The sequence below is a fragment of the Exiguobacterium sp. SH3S3 genome, assembly GCF_004337115.1.
Lineage (GTDB): Bacteria > Bacillota > Bacilli > Exiguobacteriales > Exiguobacteriaceae > Exiguobacterium > Exiguobacterium aurantiacum_A.
This window is the reverse complement of the sequence record NZ_SJUU01000007.1, coordinates 31,846-53,152: the sequence shown is the minus strand read 5'-3', so window position 1 is coordinate 53,152 and position 21,307 is coordinate 31,846. Positions and strand designations below refer to the sequence as shown.

The window sequence follows — 21,307 nt, the reverse complement described above, 5'->3', positions numbered from 1 at the left end:
TTTGTTATACTGAACTCAAGATTGAATCCGTTTTCATAAGGGGGAGTTTTGGGGATGTCGACATTTTTAATCGTCAACTGGATTCTATTCTTGCTCGTTCTTGGCTATGGACTGTATTTGTTCGCGACGCTCGTCTATCAGCGGTATACGTTCATCAAGCTTGGGAAGAAGGCAGAATGGAGCCAAACGAATAAGGAACGGCTCGAACAAGTCATGATCAACGTGTTCGGTCAAAAGAAACTACTGAAGGATAAGAAGAGCGGGATCATCCACGTCATGATGTTCTATGGGTTCATCCTCGTCCAGTTCGGGGCCATCGACTTCATCTGGAAAGGGCTCGCCGTCGGGACACGCTTCCCGCATGTGCCGCTCGGACCGGTCTATCCGATCTTCACGTTCATGCAAGAAATCGTCATGCTCATGATTCTCGTCGCGGTCGTTTGGGGATTCTACCGCCGTTACGTCGAGAAACTCGTGCGCTTGAAGCGGAACTTTATGGCCGGCCTCGCCCTCATCTTCATCGGCGGGCTCATGGTATCGGTCTTGTTCGGCAACGGGTTCTATCTCGTCTATAAAGAAGAGCTGCCGATGTGGGGCGAACCGGTCGCGACACTGATCGGTTCAGCGTTCGCTTGGGTACCTGGGGGCGTCGCTTTCGCCTTGTTCGTCGTCTTCTGGTGGCTACACCTCATGTTCTTGCTCAGCTTCATGATCTACATCCCGCAAGGCAAGCACGCCCACTTGATCGCCGGCACGTTAAACGTCTGGCTCGGCCGGACGCACAAAGTCGGCCGTCTCGCGCCGGTCGATTTCTCGGCGATGGAAGAGGCGGAAGAGTCGGACGAAGAAGTCGTCTTCGGTGTCAACAAAATCGAGGACTTCAACCAGAAGCAACTCGTCGACTTATACGCTTGTGTCGAGTGTGGGCGCTGTACGAACGTCTGTCCGGCGACCGGTACCGGCAAGATGCTGTCGCCGATGGATCTCATCGTCAAGCTGCGTGACCATATGAACATGAAAGGTGCGGCCATCACACGGAAATCACCGTGGGCACCGGCCCTCATGTTCCAGAACACGCAAGGTGCGGAGATCGCGGCCGCGGCCCAGAACGGGCACATGCTCGTCGCCGATGAGTTGATCGGCAACGTCATCACGGAAGAAGAGATTTGGGCGTGCACGACGTGCCGGAACTGTGAAGACCAATGTCCGGTCATGAACGAGCACGTCGATAAGATCATCGATCTTCGCCGTTACCTCGTCATGATGGAGGGCAAGATGGACCCTGAGGCGCAGCGCACGGTCGCGAACATCGAGCGCCAAGGCAACCCGTGGGGCATGAACCGGAAAGAGCGCGAGAACTGGCGCAACGACCGGGAAGAGCTCGTCATCCCGACGGCCAAAGAGAAGAAGAAAGTTGGGGAAGAGTTCGAATTTCTCTTCTGGGTCGGGGCGATGGGCTCTTATGACAGCCGTAGCCAAAAAGTCGCCCAAAGTTTTGCGAGTGTCTTAAACAAGGCCGGCGTCTCGTTCGCCATCCTCGGGAACGAGGAGAAGAACTCAGGTGACACGCCGCGTCGCATCGGGAACGAACTGTTGTTCCAAGAACTCGCCGAGGCGAACATCAAACTGTTCGAGAAGTACGGGGTCACGAAAATCGTCACAGTCGACCCGCACGCGTACAACACGTTCAAAAACGAGTATCCGGATTTCGGGCTGACTGGTGTGAAAGTGTACCATCATACCGAGCTGCTCGCCGAACTGCTCGATACGGGACGGGTCAAACCGGACCGGGCCGTGAACGAACGCGTCGTCTACCACGACTCGTGCTATCTCGGGCGCTATAACAATGTCTATGACGCACCGCGTTTCGTCCTCGAACGGATTCCAGGTGTCGAGCTCGTCGAAGCAGAACGTAACCGCGAGAACGGCATGTGTTGCGGAGCCGGTGGTGGACTCATGTGGCAAGAAGAGAAAGTCGGGACGCGTGTCAACGTCGCTCGGACCGAGCAGTTGCTCGAGACGAAGCCGACGGTCATCGGTTCGGCATGTCCATACTGCTTGACGATGCTCTCGGACGGTACGAAAGCGAAAGAAGTCGATGAGACGGTCGGAACGTTCGACGTCGTCGAGCTGCTCGATCGTTCACTGAAGCCGATCGAAGTACCAGAACCGCTTGTACAGTAATCGCTAAGACGGAGCCTTTGTGCTCTGTCTTTTTTGTTCGTCGCATCGTAAAATTAGGAATAAGCAAAGATTAGACCGAATAAAGGACGTGAGCGTATGGTCGAATTGATGACCGATAACGAGATTGCTTTGGCCATCATTCAAGCATTAAAAGAAGCCAAAAAGAACGAGTTCCAGAACATCGTTGATGAACTGCAGCCATACGATGTCGCCCAGCAATACAAACTGTTGCCGAGCAAACATCAGAATAAATTCTTATTGTACTTGACTATCGAACAAATGACCGACATGATTCAAGAACTCGATCAGACGACCCGGCTTCAAGTACTACACCGGCTCGGTTTTGAGCGGACGACCGAAGTCCTCGATTTAATGGAAAATGATGATGTCATGTCGTTTTTGTCTGAACTCGATCCGGAAAAAGTCGAGGAACTCATAGCTGAGATGAAAGATGAGGAATCGAGTGTCGTCCAAAATATGATGACCTATCCGGCGGAGACGGCGGGACGTCTGATGAACAACCGGTTCGTTTGGATTCCGCAACAGTTTACGATCCGTCAGGCGGTAGGGAAGTTAAAAGATTTCGCCGCACTCGCTGAGTACCTGAACTATTTATACGTAGTGGATGAAGAAAAACGACTCGTCGGTGTCGTTTCGTATAAAGATTTAATTTTGGCCGAACCGGACGAGGCGATTGCGGACGTCATGTACAAACGCGTCGTTAAAGTCGACGTGATGACCGATCAGGAAGATGTAGCAAAGTTGATTGGTCGTTATGACTTCATTTCGATTCCTGTCGTCGAGGACGGCAACCGGCTCGTCGGCGTCATCACAATCGATGACATCATCGATATTGTCATTCAAGAGGCGAACGAGGATATCGAGAAACTGTCTGCGTCCGGTAAGTCGATTGATTTTGACACGTTACCGCTCGTCGCAGCCTATCGGCGTTTACCGTGGCTGATTTTACTGTTGTTCATCGGTTTGATTTCTGGCAGTATCATCGATAGATTCTCAGGTACGATCGAACAAGTCGTCGCGCTCGCGTTCTTCATGCCGATGATTGCCGGGATGACCGGGAATACGGGTACACAGTCGCTCGCCGTCGTCGTCCGAGGACTCGCAACCCGTGATTTAACGCCGAGGCAAGTTGGCGCACTCATCTTCCGGGAACTGAAGGTCGGCCTCATCATCGGTGTCACGTGTGCAGTGCTAATTGCAGTAATCGCATTTTTCTGGCAGGACAGTTGGACGCTCGGTCTCGTCGTCGGTAGTTCGCTGCTTATGACGCTCATCATCGGTACGCTCGCCGGGACGATTATCCCGCTCATCTTGTATCGATTAAACGTTGATCCGGCCGTCGCGTCGGGTCCGCTCATTACGACAATTAACGATATTTTGTCGTTGCTCATCTACTTCGGTGTCGCGACGGCATTTTTGACAAAACTGATGTAAAACAAAGCCGGGCTTGGTCAGCGACCAGGCCCGGCTTTCGTTTACTTACATTTCGGATTTTGTGAGCAGTGAAGACGTCAGGTGAGATAGTCCTTGCGTCGTCTCGTTGATGGCTGAGATCGTCTCGACCATCCGTCCGAGGTCTTGCTTGTTGCGTTCGAATGAGAGGACGTAGTTGCCCATCTCGTCTTTCACGGTCGAGAAGCCGACTTTGACCGCGCTCAACTGACGCATCGCCTCGTCGTTCGTCCGATGCATTTGTCCCATCTGGTCGAGCAGGGCGGCGATGTTCGTCTCGTTCTCGTGGATGAGTACGTTAATTTGACTGCTCAGCTGTTTGGCGTTCTCGGCGAGCGTCCGGACCTCGGTCGCGACGACGGCGAAGCCTTTGCCGTGCTCACCGGCCCGGGCCGCCTCGATTGAGGCGTTCAACGCGAGCAAGTTCGTTTGGTTGGCGATCTGTTCGATGCTGCGGGTCATGCTGACGATCTCTTGCGAGCCGTCTTTGAGTGCTGTGATGCGCTCGAGCGAGGCGTCGACGTATGTCGCCGATTGCGTGAACTCCGTCTCCATCTGCTCGATCTGTTTGCCGTTCGTTTGCGTCAGTTCCATCAAGTGACGGCTCATCTTCTCCGTCTGTTCGGTTTCAGACAACACTTGGTGGGCCCGGTCGCTCGTCTCGGACATGGCGGCGCCGGTCCGTTCCATCGTCGTCGCGACTTCCGTGCTGACACGACCGATATCGGTCAACAAATCGGTCCGGGCCGCGTTTGCCGATTCGATTTCACCGAGTCTGGCGTCGACGTACTGCTCGGTCACGATTTGAGCGTCTAAATTCATCGCGTGAGACAACGCGAGCAACGACTCGGTCATCGCCGCCGGATCGTGTTGATAGTGCTCGACGATTTTCGGGACGAGCAACGTGTTGAAGGCAGAATACGTCGCGAGGAACCAGACGACCGGTACCGAGAAATTATGGTGGGTCTGTCCCATGCGTTTACGCATGGCGAGAAACTTCTCATCGATCCGACCCGTCAACAAGCTGCGGAAGTAGTCGGCGAATACTTTTTTCAAACGCTCGCGCGTCGATGAGGCGTTGGCGATCTTGACCATGTCAGGCTGCAACATCAAATGGTCGAGTACGCTTTCTAACACGTCATCAAGCACGGATTCGACGAGCGGTGCCATCGCTTGAAGTCGTTCGACTTGAGTTGACGTATAGCCCATGTAATGCGCGCGTCCGCTCAGGCGGGTGTCTGACGGTTGTGCGATGGTCGCTGCGTCAGGGAAAGCGATTGATGCGGTATAATCAGTTTTTTTCGGTTTACGGAAAAGTGCCATTCAAAAATCTCCTTTTTCATCATACATAGAATAGAGGTGTCACTTCTATATCGGTTGATTTTTGAAATTACTGAGTGGTCGATGTGTTCTCCACCCGTTCCAAGGTGTTCAAAGCAAGAAAATAATTTCCTCTAGCTTTTTTATATCGGTTTTGTTTATAATGAGGAGTGATGTTTAACTAGTGACGGAAAAGGAGTGTCCTTTAATGAATAAATCGTTGATCGATTTTGTTTACGAAATTCTTCAAAAGACTGGGGAGCAACCAGTTTCATTTGATGAAATCCGCGAGCAGATCAGACAAAACTATACGTTCACAAGTGAAGAGGAAGAGCTCGAGAAAATCGCGCAACTCTACACGGACATGAACATCGACGGACTATTCGTCAACTTGGGAGCTAACCGTTGGGCGCTTCGTGTTTGGTATCCGTTCGATAAGTCAGACGAAGATCTCGTCATTGAGGCACGCCAACGCGGCGAGCTCGACGAGTTCGAGGAAGATCTTGATGAGACGGACGAAGGCATCGTCGACATCGAAGACGACCTTGACGTCTTTGCTAAAGGTGAAGATTTCGATGCATCTGAATTTGATGCGGATGATGAAACTGAAAAAGTACCAGACCTTGACGAGTTCAAGGACGACGACTTAGACGACGACCTCGACCTTGAAGACGAGGACGACTTATAAGAGACCGCAAAAAGCCGGGCATTTGTCCCGGCTAGGCGTGTCTCTTTTTCTTTTTGGCACACGTAACCAAGAAAAAAATAATAACTTGACGACTGCATCGTCTCTGACGTAAATTAGTCATGGGCTAGTTTAGCACGTACGATGCAGCAAAAGTGTCCCCCATGTCAGTGGGGGCACTTTTGCTTTTTTTGTTTTTCGTTTCCCAATAGGGGCATTCAAGAGAGGAGAATGATGATGACAAAGTATATTTTCGTAACAGGTGGGGTAGTATCTTCACTCGGCAAAGGGATCACAGCCGCTTCACTCGCACGTCTGCTTAAAAACCGAGGTTTGAACGTAACGATTCAAAAGTTTGACCCATATATCAATATCGACCCAGGAACGATGAGCCCATACCAGCACGGTGAGGTGTTCGTCACGGACGACGGCGCCGAGACCGATCTTGACCTCGGACATTACGAGCGTTTCATCGACATCAACTTGTCGCAAAACGCCAACGTGACGTCGGGACGCATCTACTCGACGGTATTGAAAAAAGAACGTCGCGGTGACTATAACGGGGGGACGGTCCAAGTCATCCCGCATATCACGAACGAGATTAAAGACCGCGTCTTCCGTGCCGGCCGCGAGACGAACGCGGACGTCGTCATCACAGAGATTGGTGGAACAGTCGGGGACATCGAGTCGCTTCCGTTCATTGAGGCCATTCGTCAAGTGAAGAACGACATCGGTAAAGAGAACGTCATGTACGTTCACTGTACGCTCGTCCCATACCTTCGCGCAGCTGGCGAGATGAAGACGAAACCGACACAACACAGCGTCAAAGAGCTCCGCAGTTACGGAATCCAGCCGGATATCATCGTGCTCCGTACCGAGTATGATATCCCGGAAGACATGCGTGAAAAGATTGCCCTCTTCTGTGACACGCGCAAAGAAGCGGTCATCGAGGCACAAGACGCGTCGACGTTGTATGAAGTGCCGCTCAACCTTCAAAAACAAGGCATGGACCAGCTCGTCAACGACTACTTCGGCTTCAACACGCCACCGGCTGACATGACGGCTTGGAAAAACCTTGTCCATACGGTCACGCATCTCGAGAAGAAAGTGAAGATCGCGCTCGTCGGGAAATACGTCGAACTCCGCGACGCCTATATCTCGGTCGCCGAATCGCTCAAGCACGCCGGTTACGCGTTCAACGCCGACATCGACATCGACTGGGTCAACGCAGAAGACGTGACGGCTGAAAACGTCGAGGCGCTTCTCGGCGACGCCGACGGGATTCTCGTCCCGGGCGGCTTCGGCGAGCGTGGGATTGAAGGGAAGATTGAAGCGACGCGTTATGCGCGTGAGAACAACGTCCCGTTCTTCGGGATATGTCTCGGGATGCAGCTCGCGACGGTTGAGTTTGCCCGTAACGTCTTGAAGTTAGACGGCGCCCATTCGGCAGAGATCGATCCGACGACGAACTACCCGATCATCGATCTTCTTCCTGAGCAAAAAGATATCGAGGACCTCGGTGGTACGCTCCGCCTCGGCCTTTACCCTTGTAAGCTTGAGCCGGGCACGAAAGCGCACGCCGCTTACAACCAAGAGCTCGTCTATGAGCGTCATCGTCACCGCTATGAGTTCAACAACGAGTACCGTGAAGCGTTCGAAGCGGAAGGCTTCAAGTTCTCGGGGACGAGCCCGGACGGCCGTCTCGTCGAGATCATCGAGATTCCAGAACACAAGTGGTTCGTCGCGTCACAGTTCCACCCGGAATTGATTTCGCGTCCAGAGCGCCCGCAGCGCTTGTTCCACGATTTCATCCAAGCAGCACTCGCAGAGTGAGGGAGAGGTCACGACCGTTTTCGGTCGTGGCTTTTTTTCTCGGGCAAAAGACTGACTGCTTCAACAGCTTAGGATGGATACATGTTCACCTAAATCCGGGTAAACTAAGAGTAGAACGGGGAGAGGGCGATGTCACATGGGGGAACGAAAGATTATTTACTGGGGGTATGGTGTCGCTTTAGTCGCGTTGAGCATATTGCCGTTCGTCGTCTTGCCGACACTCTTATTGCCGTATCAACTCGGGTGGACCGGGGTTGTCCTGTTGGCTCTATCGATCGGTCTGTTGCGGTCGATTCGTGAAGGGTCGAGCGTCTACTTGAAGCAGATGTTAAAAGTGACATTCACGTTGCTTTTATTATTCGTCTTGATCTATTACGTCTCATTCGGCCTCATCTTATACGATACGTATGGGCTCGATCGTTTGCTCGAGCGTTATGAGGCGCATGCGATCTGGGTGTTCGCCGCCTTCAGTTTCCTGCAGCCGATCGCGCTGCCGGTCCCGGAAGCGATCAGCGTCCCGATCGGCAGTGTCGCCCTCGGCCCGTTGCGCGCTGCCTTGATCGGCAGTGTCGCGACGACGCTCGGCATTCTCGTCATGTACGGGCTCGCGCGGTTCGGCCGGGAGCGGGTCATGCACTTGATCGATGCGGATAAACTCGCGACGTATGATCGTTATGTCGGTAAGTACGGTCTCGGTGTCTTGCTCGTCTTGTTCATCATCCCGATCTTACCGGACGAAGTGATTTGCATAGCCGCCGGATTCAGCCGCGTGCCGTTCGTCCGTTTCGTGATGATCGCAGCCGGAGCGAAGCTCGTCACGTCGTTCGGGTTAGCTTATTCGGTCTCGCTCGGTGAACTGTTCGTGACCGGTACGAGCCCGTTCGCGGTCGTCTCGGTGACGGCAAGCTTGATCCTTGTCATCTTGGCGCTCGTCTGGCGGAAACGGAAAAAAGGGAATTCGAACTAACGTCTCGAATGAGTGGTGGACACATATAGAGAGGACGATGTTATGTATCGAGATGAAGAACTGGTCATCCGACCGATCGAGGCGCACGACTTGGACCGATTATGGGAATTGATTTACAAAGAAGCGGCGCCCGAATGGAAACGTTGGGACGCGCCTTATTTTGAACATCGCGCGCGAAGCTATGATGCTTATCGGGAGGAGGCGGACCGCCACGTCGGACGTGACGACATGTGGGTCGTCGAAGTCGATGGGACGGTATTCGGTACGGTGTCCTACTATTATGAAGACGCCGGGAAGGAATGGCTCGAAGTCGGGATCATCCTTCATCAGTCAGACCGCTGGAATCAAGGTGTCGGGACGAGGGCGCTCAAACTTTGGATCGACCATCTGTTCGGAACGCTCTCGACGGTTCGGGTCGGATTGACGACGTGGTCAGGGAACGAGCGCATGGTGCGCGTCGCTGAAAAGGTTGGCATGCAGCTCGAAGGTCGGATGCGACGTGTCCGCGTCGTCCGTGGCGAGCGCTACGATTCGATTCGGATGGGCATGCTTCGTGAAGAATGGGAAGACGAACAAAAGCGCGACGTCTCAAGTTGAGGCATCGCGCTTTTTAGATGTGAGAAACAATTGGCGGTATTGGAGCGGGGTCATCTGCTTGTACGTCTTGAACGTGGTAATATACGCCGTGCAAGAGGTAAAACAGTATTTTTCGCCGATGGCACAGATCGGCAGATTCGTACCGAGCAGGTCGGCGATCGACGCATCGATCCGTCGCCTGCGAATCCGTTCTGGCACACTTTCCCCGACTTCTTGTTTGAACAGGGCCGACAGATAGTTGTTCGACATACCGATTCGTTGGGCGATCCAAGGGAGCGATAACGCCGGTTCTTGCAGATGGTCCTCGATCAAGTGGATGATCGTCGTCACGTTCGGATTGGTCGATACGGGTGGGGACAAGAAAGCCATCATTTTCGTCAAGGAATCGACGATGACCGGGACGGCATAGATGAAGTCGAGCGTCGTCGTCAGTTCGTCGATCAAGATGAGGAGCGCACTCGTATAAGTGAGCGCGATCTGGACGTTCGGGTTGTCGACCGGGATCATGCGGATGACGTGATAGACGAGTCCGCGATAGTAGAAGCGAACACTCCTATATTCATCCGTGACCGGAAGTTTCAAAAGGTCGAACGTCAACGTTTCAAGCAATTGTTCGGCCCGGACCGGATGGGCGCTCCGGAGCGCACTCACAATCTGTTGGTCGAGCGCATAAAAGTTATCGAGCAGCTGAAAGTCAGCAAACAAGTTTTTGTCGCGCTGCAAGTGGTTCATAAATTGGCGTTCGATTTTATTTTCCACCGGTCAAGTCACTTCTTTCATCGTATCATCGGGAATCGTTCATTTGTCTCGTTGAGCGTTTCGCATCGTCGCCTGCTTCAGCTCGGCGATTTCTTTGGCGAGTGCTTCTTCTCGGGAACGTGTGGATGATTCGAGGTGGTGTTCGAGTTCTTTGCTTTTGTTGCGATACGTTTCAGCCGCTTGTTTTGTGCGCTGGTGATGTTGATTAAGCTGTTTGTTGTGTACATCGAGATCAAACGGCTTTTTTGTCATATATATGCCCCTTTCAAAACAAGGTCAAACAGACAGACGGAACGAATGATTGGTCTCGAGCCGCGGTCTCAATGAGGAAACGCTTCCTGTCCTTAGCTTACGAATGGGGCGAATGCTTGGAAAGTTAGGTCAACACGAAAGGAGCGGTGAAAAAGATGATAAATGTGACGAAAATGTGTCCGTAGAGACTTATTTGTGTCACAGTCCGGTCTCGTCTCCGAACGCAATAAAAAATCCGCAGACATATGTCTGCGGACAGCTTGCTTATTTGACTGCTTCGTCTTTGATCGGGAACCAGCCGGCACGTGTCGTGATGGCGTTCCAAAGTGGGGCCGGGACAGCGAGTTCGGCTTGCTTGTTCAAGTCGAGCGCCGTTTCGATCTCCTCTTCACGATCCGTTTGCACTTTTTCAAGCCAGTCAGGGTCGATGATGAGTTCACGGCCGAGCGCGGCCAGGTCGATGACGTTCAAAGCGTCTTCGACTTGACCTGGGCGCTGAAGTTGTCCGACTCCGATGAGCGGGACGGCACCGTTGATGCGTTTCGCGATCCGGTCGATCGAGCGCTCAGTCACGTTCTCGTTGCGCATCGAACCGATATTGAAGTTCCAAAGCGAGGCGTGAAGGTAGTCGAGTCCTTCCTCGAGCAACATGTCGATCAATACGTCCGTGTCGTCGAGCGTGATACCTGGCTCTTCGACTTCTTCTGGTGAGAAGCGGTAGCCGATCAAGAAATCGTCAGCGTCTTTCGCCGCGGCTTTCACAGAACGGATGACTTCACGCGGGAACGTTAGGCGCGCCTGTACGTCGCCTCCGAAGCGGTCGTCTCGGCGGTTTGAATGCGGTGAGAAGAACTGTTGGATCAAGTACGTGTTCGCTCCGTGAATCTCGACGCCGTCAAATCCAGCTTCGATGGCACGACGTGTCGCTTCACCGAACGCTTCGATGATCGCCTCGACTTCTTCTGTCTCGAGGGCACGCGGTGTGGCGGCACCTTCACGGACGGGTGCGACCGCGCTTGCGCTCACGGGTTGTTCGTTCGGGACGAGCTCTGGAGGAGACATGCGCCCAGCGTGGAAGATTTGCAGGACGGCTTTGGCGCCTTCCGCCTTCAAACTTTCAGCGAGTTGACGGAGACCGGTGATGAAGTGATCGTCGCTCGCGCCAAACGCGTTCGGGAATCCTTTACCGTCTGCTGTCACATAGGCACACGCCGTGATGGCGAGACTGACATTTTTCGCTCGCTTCCGATAGTAGGCGAGTTCGTGCTCCGAAACCTCACCTGTCGGCTCGGACGAATAATGGGTCATCGGCGCAAGGACGAGCCGGTTATGAAGCTCGACGCCATTTTTAAATTGAAAAGATTGTAACATGCGTTTCATGAAAACTCCTCCTTCGTAGTGATACTTTGAAGTCTAGTCTTCTGAATTTCAAATTGCGAGCGTGACGCTTTCGCTCAGGCAGGTTGCGCATCTGGTGAGCCGATCGATGGTTGAACAATAGAGAATGTCGATGGTTGAACAATAGAGAATAGGGTATAATACAGGAGAAAAGTTGATAACCGGTTGGAGACGACAGAGAGACCACGACATAGGAGGCGAAGCCTTATTTTGTTGTGGTCTCTTTGTTTATACGAACCGGATTCATTATAGGAGGGAATAAAGTGGAAATCAGAAACTTCTCAGCAAAAGAACGTGCCAAGCGATACGAACAATTGACGAGTGAGCGTCATGACATCCTCGTCGTCGGTGGGGGCATCACCGGTGCCGGAATCGCCCTCGACGCCGCTTCAAGGGGAATGAAGACGGCGGTTCTTGAAATGCAAGACTTCGCGGCCGGAACATCGAGCCGCTCGACGAAACTTGTCCACGGTGGCTTGCGCTATTTGAAACAGTTCGAAGTCGCGCTCGTCGCCGAGGTCGGGAAAGAACGCGCCATCGTCTATGAGAACGGACCGCACGTCACGACGCCGGAGCGCATGCTTCTACCGATGCACAAGGGCGGCACGTTCGGACCGCTATCGACCGCGCTCGGGCTGATGGTGTATGACTTCTTGGCCGGCGTCAAACGAGCGGAGCGCCGTTTGATGTTGAAGCCCGAAGAGGTGATCGAGAAGTCACCGCTCGTCAAAAAAGATGGGCTCGTCGGTGGCGGTTATTACGTCGAGTATCGGACGGACGACGCGCGCATGACGATCGAAGTCGCGAAAGAAGCAGCGAACCATGGCGCACTCCTCTTAAACTACTCGAAAGTGACCGGTCTCATATACGAGCAAGGCAAAGTCGTCGGCGTGAACGTCGAAGATCAAATCGACGGGAAGACGTATGAAATTTATGCGAAAAAAGTCATCAACGCGACCGGCCCATGGGTCGACGTGCTCCGTGAGCAGGACGGCTCGAATAAAGGCAAGATGCTTCGTCTGACGAAAGGGATTCATCTCGTCATCGATCAATCGAAGTTCCCGCTCAAACAAGCGACTTACTTCGATACACCAGATGGCCGAATGGTGTTCGCCATCCCGCGTGACGGCAAAGCGTACGTCGGGACGACCGACACGTTCTTCGATAAAGATAAGGCACACCCACGCATGACGACAGAAGACCGCGACTATATCTTGGGCGCGATCCACTATATGTTCCCGGATGTGTCGTTGACGGAAGATGACGTCGAGTCGAGCTGGGCCGGCATCCGTCCGCTCATCTATGAGGAAGGCAAAGACCCGTCCGAAATCTCACGGAAAGATGAGATCTGGCAATCGGACAGCGGCCTGATCACAATCGCCGGCGGTAAGTTGACAGGCTACCGGAAGATGTCTGAGACGGTCGTCGATCTCGTCGCGAAGCTACTCAAACAAGACGAGGGCATCGTCTTCTTGGCGTCACGGACGAAACATATGCCGATGTCAGGTGGACATGTGGGTGGTTCGAACGGCTTTGACGACTTCTTGACGAAGAAGACAGACGAGCTGACAAACCTTGGTTTCGATGACGTGAAAGCGGAGCAGTTAGTCCGTCTCTACGGGTCGAACATCGATCGCGTCGTCGAGCGGATGGATACGAACGCTTATGACCTGTCCGAGATCGTCTACGCGCAGTTGATGTACGGTATCGAAGAAGAGTCGGTCGTCCGTGCCATTGACTTCCTCGTCCGTCGGACAGGGGCGATGTTCTTCGACATCGACTTCGTCAGAGACTATAAAGACGGTATCTTGCGCTGTATGGCCGATGTCTTCAAATGGTCGGATGCACGTCTCGCCGAGGAGCGGGAAGAAGTCGAGAAAGAGATCGACCTCGCCGTCGTCCCGGTCACGATCGACTAAACGTATACCGAAAGGAACTTCGCTCAAGCGAGCGAAGTTCCTTTTCATATGCCTAATTCTTCATAGTACGCTGTGATCCGGTCATCGATTGCGAAGACCAGATCCTCGTCGCCCGAAAAATAGAAAACAATATACGTTCCGTCCTCGCGATACACTTCCGCTTCGACGATGAGCGTTGTCGGTCGTCCGTCATACGTGACTTCAAGTTCACCGAGCGGATGCACGGTCGCCTCGTCTAAATCTGGATTGGAGACGAGTAGATGCATGCGCTCGACGTCTTCTGCTGGAATCGGTTCGTCGAAAACCTCGGAGATGAGTTTGAACGTCTCGGGTACGTCTTCTAATTCCGCATCTATTGAAGTAGCGAGCGGTATATCGTCTTCATACCCCTCTTCATACGCGATGGCGGACGGCTCTTCTCCGAACGTCCCAGCCGTGATGGCGACACCTCCGGCCAGCGTCACTAAAAAAAGTAAAAATCCGAATAGATGCTTCATGTCGTGTCTCCCATCATGTCTTGTACGTCGAGTATAACAAGAAGCGTTGCGTTTAGGAATCGCTCATATATGGTATTGGAAGATAGCGATCAAGAGAAATGAGGGATGCCCATGCAACGGAACCGAGTACTCATCGTCACATTCGGTCTCGCGGTCTTTGCCGGATGGTTGGTCATCGATTTGGACCGTCTGTTCGCGGATACATATTATGTGAAAATCCCGAGGGTAGAGACGGCGGAGCGAGATGGGACGGACTATGTGTATACAACAATCGGCTATGATGAGGAGCGAAAAAAACGTTCGCTCACATTCACGTCTGACTCACGGCTCGCAGAAGGTGATTTTTTGCAATTGTACGTGAAAGATGAAGGGACGGTGACGTCGTATGAAATCGCCGACGAACGAGACGTTCCCTTTGAATTGAAAACTGAGCAAGCCGGGGAGGCGGGGACGTGAGCCTCGTTTCCATCTTTTAGAAAATGATGCGTCGCCAAACGAAAATGATTTTGGTATGGTTATATTATCGCACAAAGCTATAGAAGCTACGGAAAGAAGGTAAATGGATGTCACGCATGTTAATCGCAGACGACCAAGATGGAATTCGCTTGATGCTCGCCCAAGTGTTTAAAAATCTGGGCATCGAGGTCGACACGGCCCAGGACGGCTTGAGCGCTTGGGAACAGCTAGAACAAAGTACTTACGATTTGGTGCTGCTCGATATGAACATGCCGCGCATGTTCGGGCATGAAGTGTTACGGAACATGCGGAACAACGACATCGACACACCGGTCATGATCATGACCGCATTTGGGGAGAAATCGACAATCGAAGAAGTGCGTCGCCTCGGGATCACGGCTCAGTTCGAGAAGCCGTTCGATATTTACGGCATGATCGAGAAAGTGAAAGAAGTGCTCAACATTCAGTGAATCGTCACGAAGATGACATATGTAAACGCTTGCGTGGGGCCATTTCTATATGTGAATAGCATAGGCACAAGTTTTGACGTGTGTTATAATGGGAACGAATTGCACAGGGGCACTTTTCCCCACAGTGCACAACAGCGAACAGAGGAGGACATCATTATGCCATTAGTATCAATGACAGAAATGCTTAACAAAGCATTCGAAGGCAAGTATGCAGTCGGCCAATTCAACATCAACAACCTCGAGTGGACGCAAGCGATTCTTCGCGCTGCGGAAGACGAGAAATCACCAGTTATCCTCGGTGTATCAGAAGGTGCAGCGAAATACATGGGTGGCTTCACAACAGTTGTTAAAATGACTGAAGGTCTCATGCACGACTACAACATCACTGTTCCAGTTGCGATCCACCTCGACCACGGTTCTTCATTCGACAAGTGTAAAGCAGCGATTGACGCTGGTTTCACGTCTGTTATGATCGACGGTTCACACCACCCGATCGAAGAAAACATCGAAATGACGAAACAAGTCGTTGAATACGCACACGCTAAAGGCGCTTCAGTTGAAGCGGAAGTCGGCACAGTCGGCGGCGAAGAAGACGGCGTCGTTGGCGGCGTACAATACGCTGACCTCGACGAGTGTGTACGTGTCGTAACGGAAGCGAAAGTTGACGCTCTTGCAGCGGCACTCGGTTCTGTACACGGAGAATACGCAGGCGAGCCAAACCTCGGCTTTAAAGAGATGGAAGAAATCGCGGAAGCGACGAAAACGCCACTCGTTCTTCACGGCGGTTCAGGAATCCCTGAGCACCAAATCAAAAAAGCAATCGAGCTCGGTCACAGCAAAATCAACGTCAACACAGAGTGCCAACAAGAATGGACTCGTGCGGTACGTGAGAAGCTCAACACTGACTCGAAAGTATATGACCCACGTAAAGTCATCGGCCCTGGTGTCGAAGCGATCTACAACGTCGTTACTGGCAAAATGCGTGAGTTTGGTTCAAGCAACCAAGCGTAATCTTGTCACATCAGTCGGTTCTCCTCGTGAGAACCGGCTTTTTTGTCGAAAAAAATTATGGGAAGTCATAGTCTGGACGGCCGTCGGTACACTCGCCGGTATCGCCTTCCTCACCACTTCGATGCTCGGCATTGCCGCGCTGGTGTAAAGAGTATAGCAATTCCGTGTCGATTTCCTCATAATAAGAGAGTAAGCGATTACAATCCGATTCGAGGAGGACATGTACATGCGTTTTTTCATTGACACGGCAAATGTGGAAGACATCAAGAAAGCCCACCAAATGGGCGTCATCGGGGGCGTGACGACGAATCCGTCGCTCGTCGCGAAAGAAGGCGTCGATTTCCATACACGGCTCCGTGAGATTTGTGAGGTCGTCGGGGACCTTTCAGTCAGTGCGGAAGTTATTGCACTCGACGCAGAGGGTATGGTCAAAGAAGGAAAGGAACTCGCGGCGATCGCGCCGAATATTACAGTTAAGGTGCCAATGACAGCAGCCGGTATGATCGCTGTCAATGAGTTTTCGAAGCTCGGTATCAAAACGAACGTGACGCTCATCTTTAACGCCAACCAAGCGCTCTTAGCAGCTCGGGCGGGTGCGTCATACGTCTCGCCGTTCATCGGTCGCCTTGATGATATCGGCCACGACGGTCTTGACCTCGTCGAGACGATTGCGAATATCTTTGCCATCCATGACATCGATGCGGAAATCATCGCCGCGTCCGTTCGCCATCCGGTCCACGTGACGAAAGCAGCCCTGCTTGGGGCTAATATCGCCACGGTACCGTACAAAGTCATCGAACAGATGATGAATCATCCGCTCACTGACAAAGGGATCGAGCAGTTCTTAGCGGATTGGAATAATGCTCAATCCAAATAAGTTCGTCGTAGAAAGGTTTGATCATCGTGGAAATTCTCCATATCGTTGGACAGCAGAAGCTTGAAGGAACAGTTGACATTAGTGGCGCCAAACAGAGTGCCTTGCCTTGTCTCGTCGCAGCACTTCTTACCGAAGAACCGGTGACAATCGAGAACGTCCCCGTCATCGAAGATGTCGAAGTGATGCTCAGCCTATTACAAGAACTCGGGGTGACAATCGAGCGGGACGGGGAGCGGATGACGCTTCATGCAAAAGATGCCGTCGCCATGCCGCTGCTCGGCTCAGAAACTCGGAAAGTCCGGGCCGCTGTCTACTTACTTGGTGTGTTCGCAGCTCGTTTTGGGAAAGGGGCCGTTGGATTACCAGGGGGATATGCGATTGGTCCACGACCGATCGATTTACATTTGAAGGCGCTAGAACGTCTCGGCATTAAAGTCGAGAACGAGTCGGGTCTCTATCACGTCAACGCCGACAAGTTGGCCGGCAACCGGATCTATCTCGACCTTCGTTCATTCGGGGCGACGGTGAGCGCGATGCTCGCCGCGGTCCTGGCCGAAGGGACGACCGTCATTGAAAATGCCGCGACTGATCCGGAAGTCGTCGACGTCGCGACGATGCTGACATCGATGGGCGCATACGTCATCGGTGCCGGGACCGATGAGATTCGAATTAAAGGGGTCGAGCGCTTGCACGGCTGTACACATACGCTCATCCCGGACCGTCTTGAAGCCGGAACGTTTATGATTTACGGTGCGGTTGCAGGGGAAGTGACGGTTCGAAACGTTATTCCGACCCATTTAGAAGGGGTCATCCAAAAATTGATGGATTACGGTGCTGAAGTCGAGGTCGGGGAAGAAGCGATCACGGTTCGGGCGAAAGCTTTTGAACCGATTGATATTCGCGTCTTCCACTACGCGGGTTATCCGACCGATTTGCAACCGGTCATGTCAGCCGCTTTGTTGAAAGCGAACGGGACGAGCATCGTGACGGATAAGCTATACGTCCAACGTTTCCGTCATATCGCCGAAATGCGGCGGATGAACGCGCAAATCACGCTTGAAGATTCGTCGGCCGTCATTCGTGGCGGGACGACGCTTGCGAACGCTGAGATGGAGGCTGCCGACGCTCGGAGCGCCGCGGCACTCGTCTTAGCTGGTCTGCAGGCAACGGGAGAGTCGACGGTTCTCTATGCGGAACGTCTGAACGACTCGTACGTCGACTTCGTCGGCAAACTAAAACAACTCGGCGCCCTCGTCTGGGTCGATGAGGTGTCCGAGTAACAAAGGGGAGAATTCGGGTGGAACGTAGTTTATCAATGGAATTGGTCCGGGTCACAGAAGCGGCAGCGCTGTCTTCGGCCCGCTGGATGGGGAAGGGCTTGAAAGAACAAGCGGACGACGCAGCCACAACAGCGATGCGCGAAGTGTTCGATACGATTCCGATGAAAGGGATCGTCGTCATCGGGGAAGGTGAGATGGACGAGGCACCGATGCTCTACATCGGCGAGAAAGTCGGGAACGGTTACGGCTCACGCCTCGACGTCGCCGTCGACCCGCTCGAAGGGACGAGCATCGTCGCGACGGGAACGTGGGGCGCGCTCGCGGTGCTCGCGGTCGCGGACGCAGGTGATCTTCTTCATGCGCCAGACATGTATATGGATAAGATTGCGGTCGGTCCAGAAGCGGCGGGACTGATCAGCCTCGATAACTCAATCGAAGAAAACATCGCGATTGTCGCCAAGGCTAAGGGCAAGAACGTCGAAGACGTCGTCGTCACGATTTTGCACCGTGACCGTCATGAAGAGATGATTCAACGGGTTCGGGCAACGGGAGCTCGTATCAAGTTGATTCCAGACGGCGATGTCGCGGCCGCCATCAACACGGCGTTCCCGAAAACCGGTGTCGATCTCTTGCTCGGCTCAGGTGGAGCGCCGGAAGGCGTCATCGCAGCCGTCGCCATGAAGTGCCTCGGTGGTGACTTCCAGGGACGGTTGTTGCCGGAAGACACGGCCCAGGAAAAACGATGCCAAGATATGGGTATCGCCGACACGGGGCGCATCCTGCTTCTTGACGATCTCGTCAAAGGCGAGGATTGTATCTTCGCGGCGACAGGTGTGACAGACGGTGAACTGCTCCGTGGTGTCCAATTCACGGGTCAGGGCGGTCAGACACACTCGGTCGTCATGCGCGCCAAATCGGGTACGGTCCGTTTCGTCGAAGGGATTCATTCATTGAAGAAAAAACCGAAAATGGTCATGAAACCTTAATTCTCTCGAGCTGCAGATTCTCTCTGCAGCTTTTTTGATGCGTTCTTTCGTATTTAAAACATGAATAGAACGGGAATGAGAAAGGCAGGAGGTGGGGTCGATGATCGAAGTGGAGTCACTCGTCAAGACGTTCGGGGATGTACCGGCCGTCGACGGAATATCGTTTTCAGTGAAACAAGGAGAAATCTTTGCGTTTCTTGGTCCGAACGGGGCCGGGAAATCGACAGCTATACAGATGTTGACGACACTCATTCGACCGACGAGCGGGTCGGCGCGCGTGAACGGGTTTGATGTCGTCAAGCAGGAGAAGGACGTCCGGTTGTCCATCGGCGTCGCCCTCCAAGAGACGGGCATCGATAAAGTGTTGACCGGCCGGGAATTGCTCGTCCTTCAAGGACGGCTGTTCAAGATGACGAAACGTGAAGCAGAAGCACGGGCCGAGGAACTGCTGTCGATCGTCTCGCTCGCGGATGCGGCTGACCGAAAGAGTGGCACGTACTCCGGCGGGATGCGGCGTCGGCTTGATTTGGCGCTCACGCTCGTCCATCGTCCGATCGTACTGTTTTTAGATGAGCCGACGACAGGACTCGACCCGGCGAGTCGAATCGAGATTTGGAGAGAGGTACGGCGTCTCAATCAAGAGTTCGGGACGACCATCTTTTTAACGACACAATATTTAGAGGAGGCGGACGAGCTAGCCGATCGCATCGCCATCATCCATCACGGTAAGATTGTCGTCGAAGGGACAGCGGAGGAATTGAAGCAGACCGTCGGAGGCGAGTCGATTACTCTAGTGTTTCATACCGATGCAGAAGCACAAGCCGCCGCTGAGCTATTCGGACAAGCCGCGACCGGACCGAGCCTCGTCTTCGAACTCCGCGACTACACGTTGACCGACGTCGTCCGGAAACTCGATGAGCAGGCGTTACAACCGGAGCGACTCACTGTGAAACAGCCGTCGCTTGACGACGTATTCTTGAAAGTGACGGGTGAATCGTACGAAGGAGGTGTGCCGAGTGTGGACTGAAACGTGGTTGTTTACAAAGCGGAGTCTGGTGACGACGATCCGCAACCCATTTTCATTTATCCCGAACTTGATGATTTCTGTCTTTTTCTTGCTCGTCTATACGAGCGGGCTGTCGAGTGTGGCCGCATTGCCGCAGTTCGGTGGTGGCGACTACTTGAATTTCATCTTGCCGGTATCGATCGTGTCAGGTGCTGTCGGCGGGGCCGGGGGGGCCGGCCAAGCGTTAGTGCGTGACATCGAGAGTGGCTATTTCGCCCGGTTGCTACTCACACCTTCGACACGGACTGCCATCGTGCTCGGGCCGATGATTGCCGGGATGCTACAGCTGTTCGTTCAAACGCTGCTCATCTTTTCTGTCGCGTTCTTACTCGGGTTATCGATTCCGGTCGGTGTGGCCGGGTTCTTGTTCACGGTTCTGCTCGCGCTCGGTTTCGGACTTGGCTTTGCCGGATACTCGGTCGGTGTCGCCTTGAAGACACGGAACGCCCAAGCCGCACAGGCCGGGACACTTCTCTTCTTCCCGCTCATCTTCTTGTCGACGACGTTCGTCCCGAAAGAGTTGATCGAGGCGGAATGGCTCAAAGTGGCGGCGACGTTCAATCCGACGACGTACATCTTCGAAGGCATGCGGGCCGTGTTGACCCAACCGACGATCGACTGGGGCGCCTTATCGGCAGGCCTTGCCGTGGCTGGAGGGATAAGTGTCATCATGGTCGTCTTCGCGGCGACGAACGCACGCGGGGCCTTGAAACAAAAATGATGAACGACGAGTGAACTTTCGAAGTGATTGTTCAAAAACAGAAAAGGGGGGAGACGATGGATCAACTCAAAACGATGATGCAAATCATTTTGACAGGGATTGGGGCTTACTTTTCCATCATTTTTATATTACGTGTATCGGGAAAACGGACACTCTCGAAAATGAACGCCTTCGATTTTATCGTGACCGTTGCGCTCGGTTCGATTTTAGCGACGACGCTCACGAGCCGACAGACGCCGCTACTGAATGGGCTCGTCGCTTTTGCCACGCTCGTCGCGTTGCAATACGTCATGGCGAAGCTGGCCAATCGGTCAAAACGAGTGAACGAGCTGATTAAATCGACACCGACGATGCTATACTATCGGGGGAGTTACTTAGAAGCGGAGATGCGTAAAGAACGAGTACTTGAGATCGAAGTGCTCCAAGCCATCCGCTCGAGTGGGACCGCTCACGACAAAGTCGAGGCGGTTGTCCTTGAGACAGACGGGACGTTCTCGGTGTTGACGAGTACGGAAGCTGTTTTGCAAAACGTGCGTAAATGAAAAACGACTCGGTT

21 protein-coding genes are annotated in these 21,307 nt (G+C 53.2%); 16 read left to right on the top strand and 5 right to left on the bottom strand.

The genetic code is table 11. From position 1 onward, the window contains the following. The first annotated feature begins 54 nt into the window (after positions 1-54). Both EVJ28_RS08185 and mgtE read left to right on the top strand, forming a co-directional pair. Positions 55-2,184: a (Fe-S)-binding protein gene (locus EVJ28_RS08185; RefSeq protein ID WP_131488643.1), complete on the top strand. Its 2,130-nt coding sequence runs from the start codon at positions 55-57 to the stop codon at positions 2,182-2,184. A gap of 96 nt (positions 2,185-2,280) precedes the next feature. Next, a complete protein-coding gene (mgtE, locus tag EVJ28_RS08180) occupies positions 2,281-3,639 on the top strand; it encodes a magnesium transporter (protein WP_131457739.1) in 1,359 nt (452 codons plus the stop codon). A 45-nt stretch (positions 3,640-3,684) separates the two neighbouring features. Here mgtE and EVJ28_RS08175 read toward each other — a convergent pair whose 3' ends face one another. Next, positions 3,685-4,980, bottom strand: coding sequence for a globin-coupled sensor protein (locus EVJ28_RS08175; protein ID WP_131468493.1), 1,296 nt, complete (start codon positions 4,978-4,980; stop codon positions 3,685-3,687). Positions 4,981-5,185: 205 nt separating this feature from the next. On the opposite strand from EVJ28_RS08175, the gene rpoE reads away from it, so the two are divergent. From rpoE to EVJ28_RS08155, 4 genes are all read left to right on the top strand, one after another. Beyond that, positions 5,186-5,665 carry a DNA-directed RNA polymerase subunit delta gene (gene rpoE, locus EVJ28_RS08170; protein WP_070328219.1) on the top strand — a complete coding sequence of 160 codons (480 nt, stop codon included), beginning with the start codon at positions 5,186-5,188 and terminating at the stop codon, positions 5,663-5,665. A 234-nt stretch (positions 5,666-5,899) separates the two neighbouring features. Further along, complete coding sequence (locus tag EVJ28_RS08165; RefSeq protein WP_131439214.1) at positions 5,900-7,495, top strand: CTP synthase; 1,596 nt, start codon at positions 5,900-5,902, stop codon at positions 7,493-7,495. A gap of 136 nt (positions 7,496-7,631) precedes the next feature. Continuing rightward, complete coding sequence (locus tag EVJ28_RS08160) at positions 7,632-8,462, top strand: TVP38/TMEM64 family protein (protein ID WP_131488641.1); 831 nt, start codon at positions 7,632-7,634, stop codon at positions 8,460-8,462. A gap of 42 nt (positions 8,463-8,504) precedes the next feature. After that, positions 8,505-9,059, top strand: a complete 555-nt coding sequence (locus tag EVJ28_RS08155) for a GNAT family N-acetyltransferase (RefSeq protein WP_131470020.1) — start codon at positions 8,505-8,507, stop codon at positions 9,057-9,059. Here the strand turns inward: EVJ28_RS08155 and EVJ28_RS08150 are convergent. The 3 genes from EVJ28_RS08150 to EVJ28_RS08140 form a co-directional block, all read right to left on the bottom strand. Further along, a complete protein-coding gene (locus EVJ28_RS08150; RefSeq protein WP_131488639.1) occupies positions 9,051-9,818 on the bottom strand; it encodes a helix-turn-helix transcriptional regulator in 768 nt (255 codons plus the stop codon). The genes EVJ28_RS08155 and EVJ28_RS08150 overlap by 9 nt on opposite strands. A 39-nt stretch (positions 9,819-9,857) precedes the next feature. Next, on the bottom strand, positions 9,858-10,070 hold the full coding sequence (locus EVJ28_RS08145; RefSeq protein ID WP_070328215.1) for a hypothetical protein: 213 nt from the start codon (positions 10,068-10,070) through the stop codon (positions 9,858-9,860). A gap of 264 nt (positions 10,071-10,334) precedes the next feature. Then, a complete protein-coding gene (locus EVJ28_RS08140) occupies positions 10,335-11,450 on the bottom strand; it encodes an NADH-dependent flavin oxidoreductase (RefSeq protein ID WP_131488637.1) in 1,116 nt (371 codons plus the stop codon). A gap of 281 nt (positions 11,451-11,731) precedes the next feature. Between EVJ28_RS08140 and EVJ28_RS08135 the strand changes: the two genes are divergently transcribed. Beyond that, the gene (locus tag EVJ28_RS08135) at positions 11,732-13,387 is read left to right on the top strand and encodes a glycerol-3-phosphate dehydrogenase/oxidase (protein WP_131470024.1); all 1,656 of its coding nucleotides are present in this window, start codon (positions 11,732-11,734) and stop codon (positions 13,385-13,387) included. Positions 13,388-13,431: 44 nt separating this feature from the next. Here the strand turns inward: EVJ28_RS08135 and EVJ28_RS08130 are convergent, their stop codons facing one another. After that, positions 13,432-13,884, bottom strand: coding sequence for a hypothetical protein (locus EVJ28_RS08130; protein ID WP_131470026.1), 453 nt, complete (start codon positions 13,882-13,884; stop codon positions 13,432-13,434). Between the two features lie 111 nt (positions 13,885-13,995). Between EVJ28_RS08130 and EVJ28_RS08125 the strand changes: the two genes are divergently transcribed. The 9 genes from EVJ28_RS08125 (at position 13,996) to EVJ28_RS08085 (ending at position 21,293) form a co-directional block, all read left to right on the top strand. After that, the gene (locus tag EVJ28_RS08125) at positions 13,996-14,340 is read left to right on the top strand and encodes a YxeA family protein (RefSeq protein ID WP_161566970.1); all 345 of its coding nucleotides are present in this window, start codon (positions 13,996-13,998) and stop codon (positions 14,338-14,340) included. 107 nt (positions 14,341-14,447) lie between these two features. Then, on the top strand, positions 14,448-14,810 hold the full coding sequence (locus EVJ28_RS08120) for a response regulator (RefSeq protein WP_236634094.1): 363 nt from the start codon (positions 14,448-14,450) through the stop codon (positions 14,808-14,810). 156 nt (positions 14,811-14,966) lie between these two features. Continuing rightward, positions 14,967-15,821 carry a class II fructose-1,6-bisphosphate aldolase gene (gene fba, locus EVJ28_RS08115; RefSeq protein WP_131468505.1) on the top strand — a complete coding sequence of 285 codons (855 nt, stop codon included), beginning with the start codon at positions 14,967-14,969 and terminating at the stop codon, positions 15,819-15,821. Between the two features lie 226 nt (positions 15,822-16,047). Beyond that, on the top strand, positions 16,048-16,698 hold the full coding sequence (gene fsa / locus EVJ28_RS08110) for a fructose-6-phosphate aldolase (RefSeq protein ID WP_131488633.1): 651 nt from the start codon (positions 16,048-16,050) through the stop codon (positions 16,696-16,698). Between the two features lie 26 nt (positions 16,699-16,724). Beyond that, a complete protein-coding gene (gene murA / locus EVJ28_RS08105; protein WP_131488631.1) occupies positions 16,725-17,978 on the top strand; it encodes a UDP-N-acetylglucosamine 1-carboxyvinyltransferase in 1,254 nt (417 codons plus the stop codon). Positions 17,979-17,995: 17 nt separating this feature from the next. Continuing rightward, positions 17,996-18,964: a class II fructose-bisphosphatase gene (glpX, locus tag EVJ28_RS08100; RefSeq protein WP_131457727.1), complete on the top strand. Its 969-nt coding sequence runs from the start codon at positions 17,996-17,998 to the stop codon at positions 18,962-18,964. A 100-nt stretch (positions 18,965-19,064) separates the two neighbouring features. Next, positions 19,065-19,991: an ATP-binding cassette domain-containing protein gene (locus tag EVJ28_RS08095; protein ID WP_131488629.1), complete on the top strand. Its 927-nt coding sequence runs from the start codon at positions 19,065-19,067 to the stop codon at positions 19,989-19,991. Continuing rightward, positions 19,981-20,751: an ABC transporter permease gene (locus EVJ28_RS08090; protein WP_131488627.1), complete on the top strand. Its 771-nt coding sequence runs from the start codon at positions 19,981-19,983 to the stop codon at positions 20,749-20,751. The genes EVJ28_RS08095 and EVJ28_RS08090 overlap by 11 nt, the downstream gene beginning before the upstream one ends. A 56-nt stretch (positions 20,752-20,807) precedes the next feature. Beyond that, on the top strand, positions 20,808-21,293 hold the full coding sequence (locus EVJ28_RS08085) for a DUF421 domain-containing protein (RefSeq protein ID WP_236634093.1): 486 nt from the start codon (positions 20,808-20,810) through the stop codon (positions 21,291-21,293). Positions 21,294-21,307 lie beyond the last annotated feature (14 nt).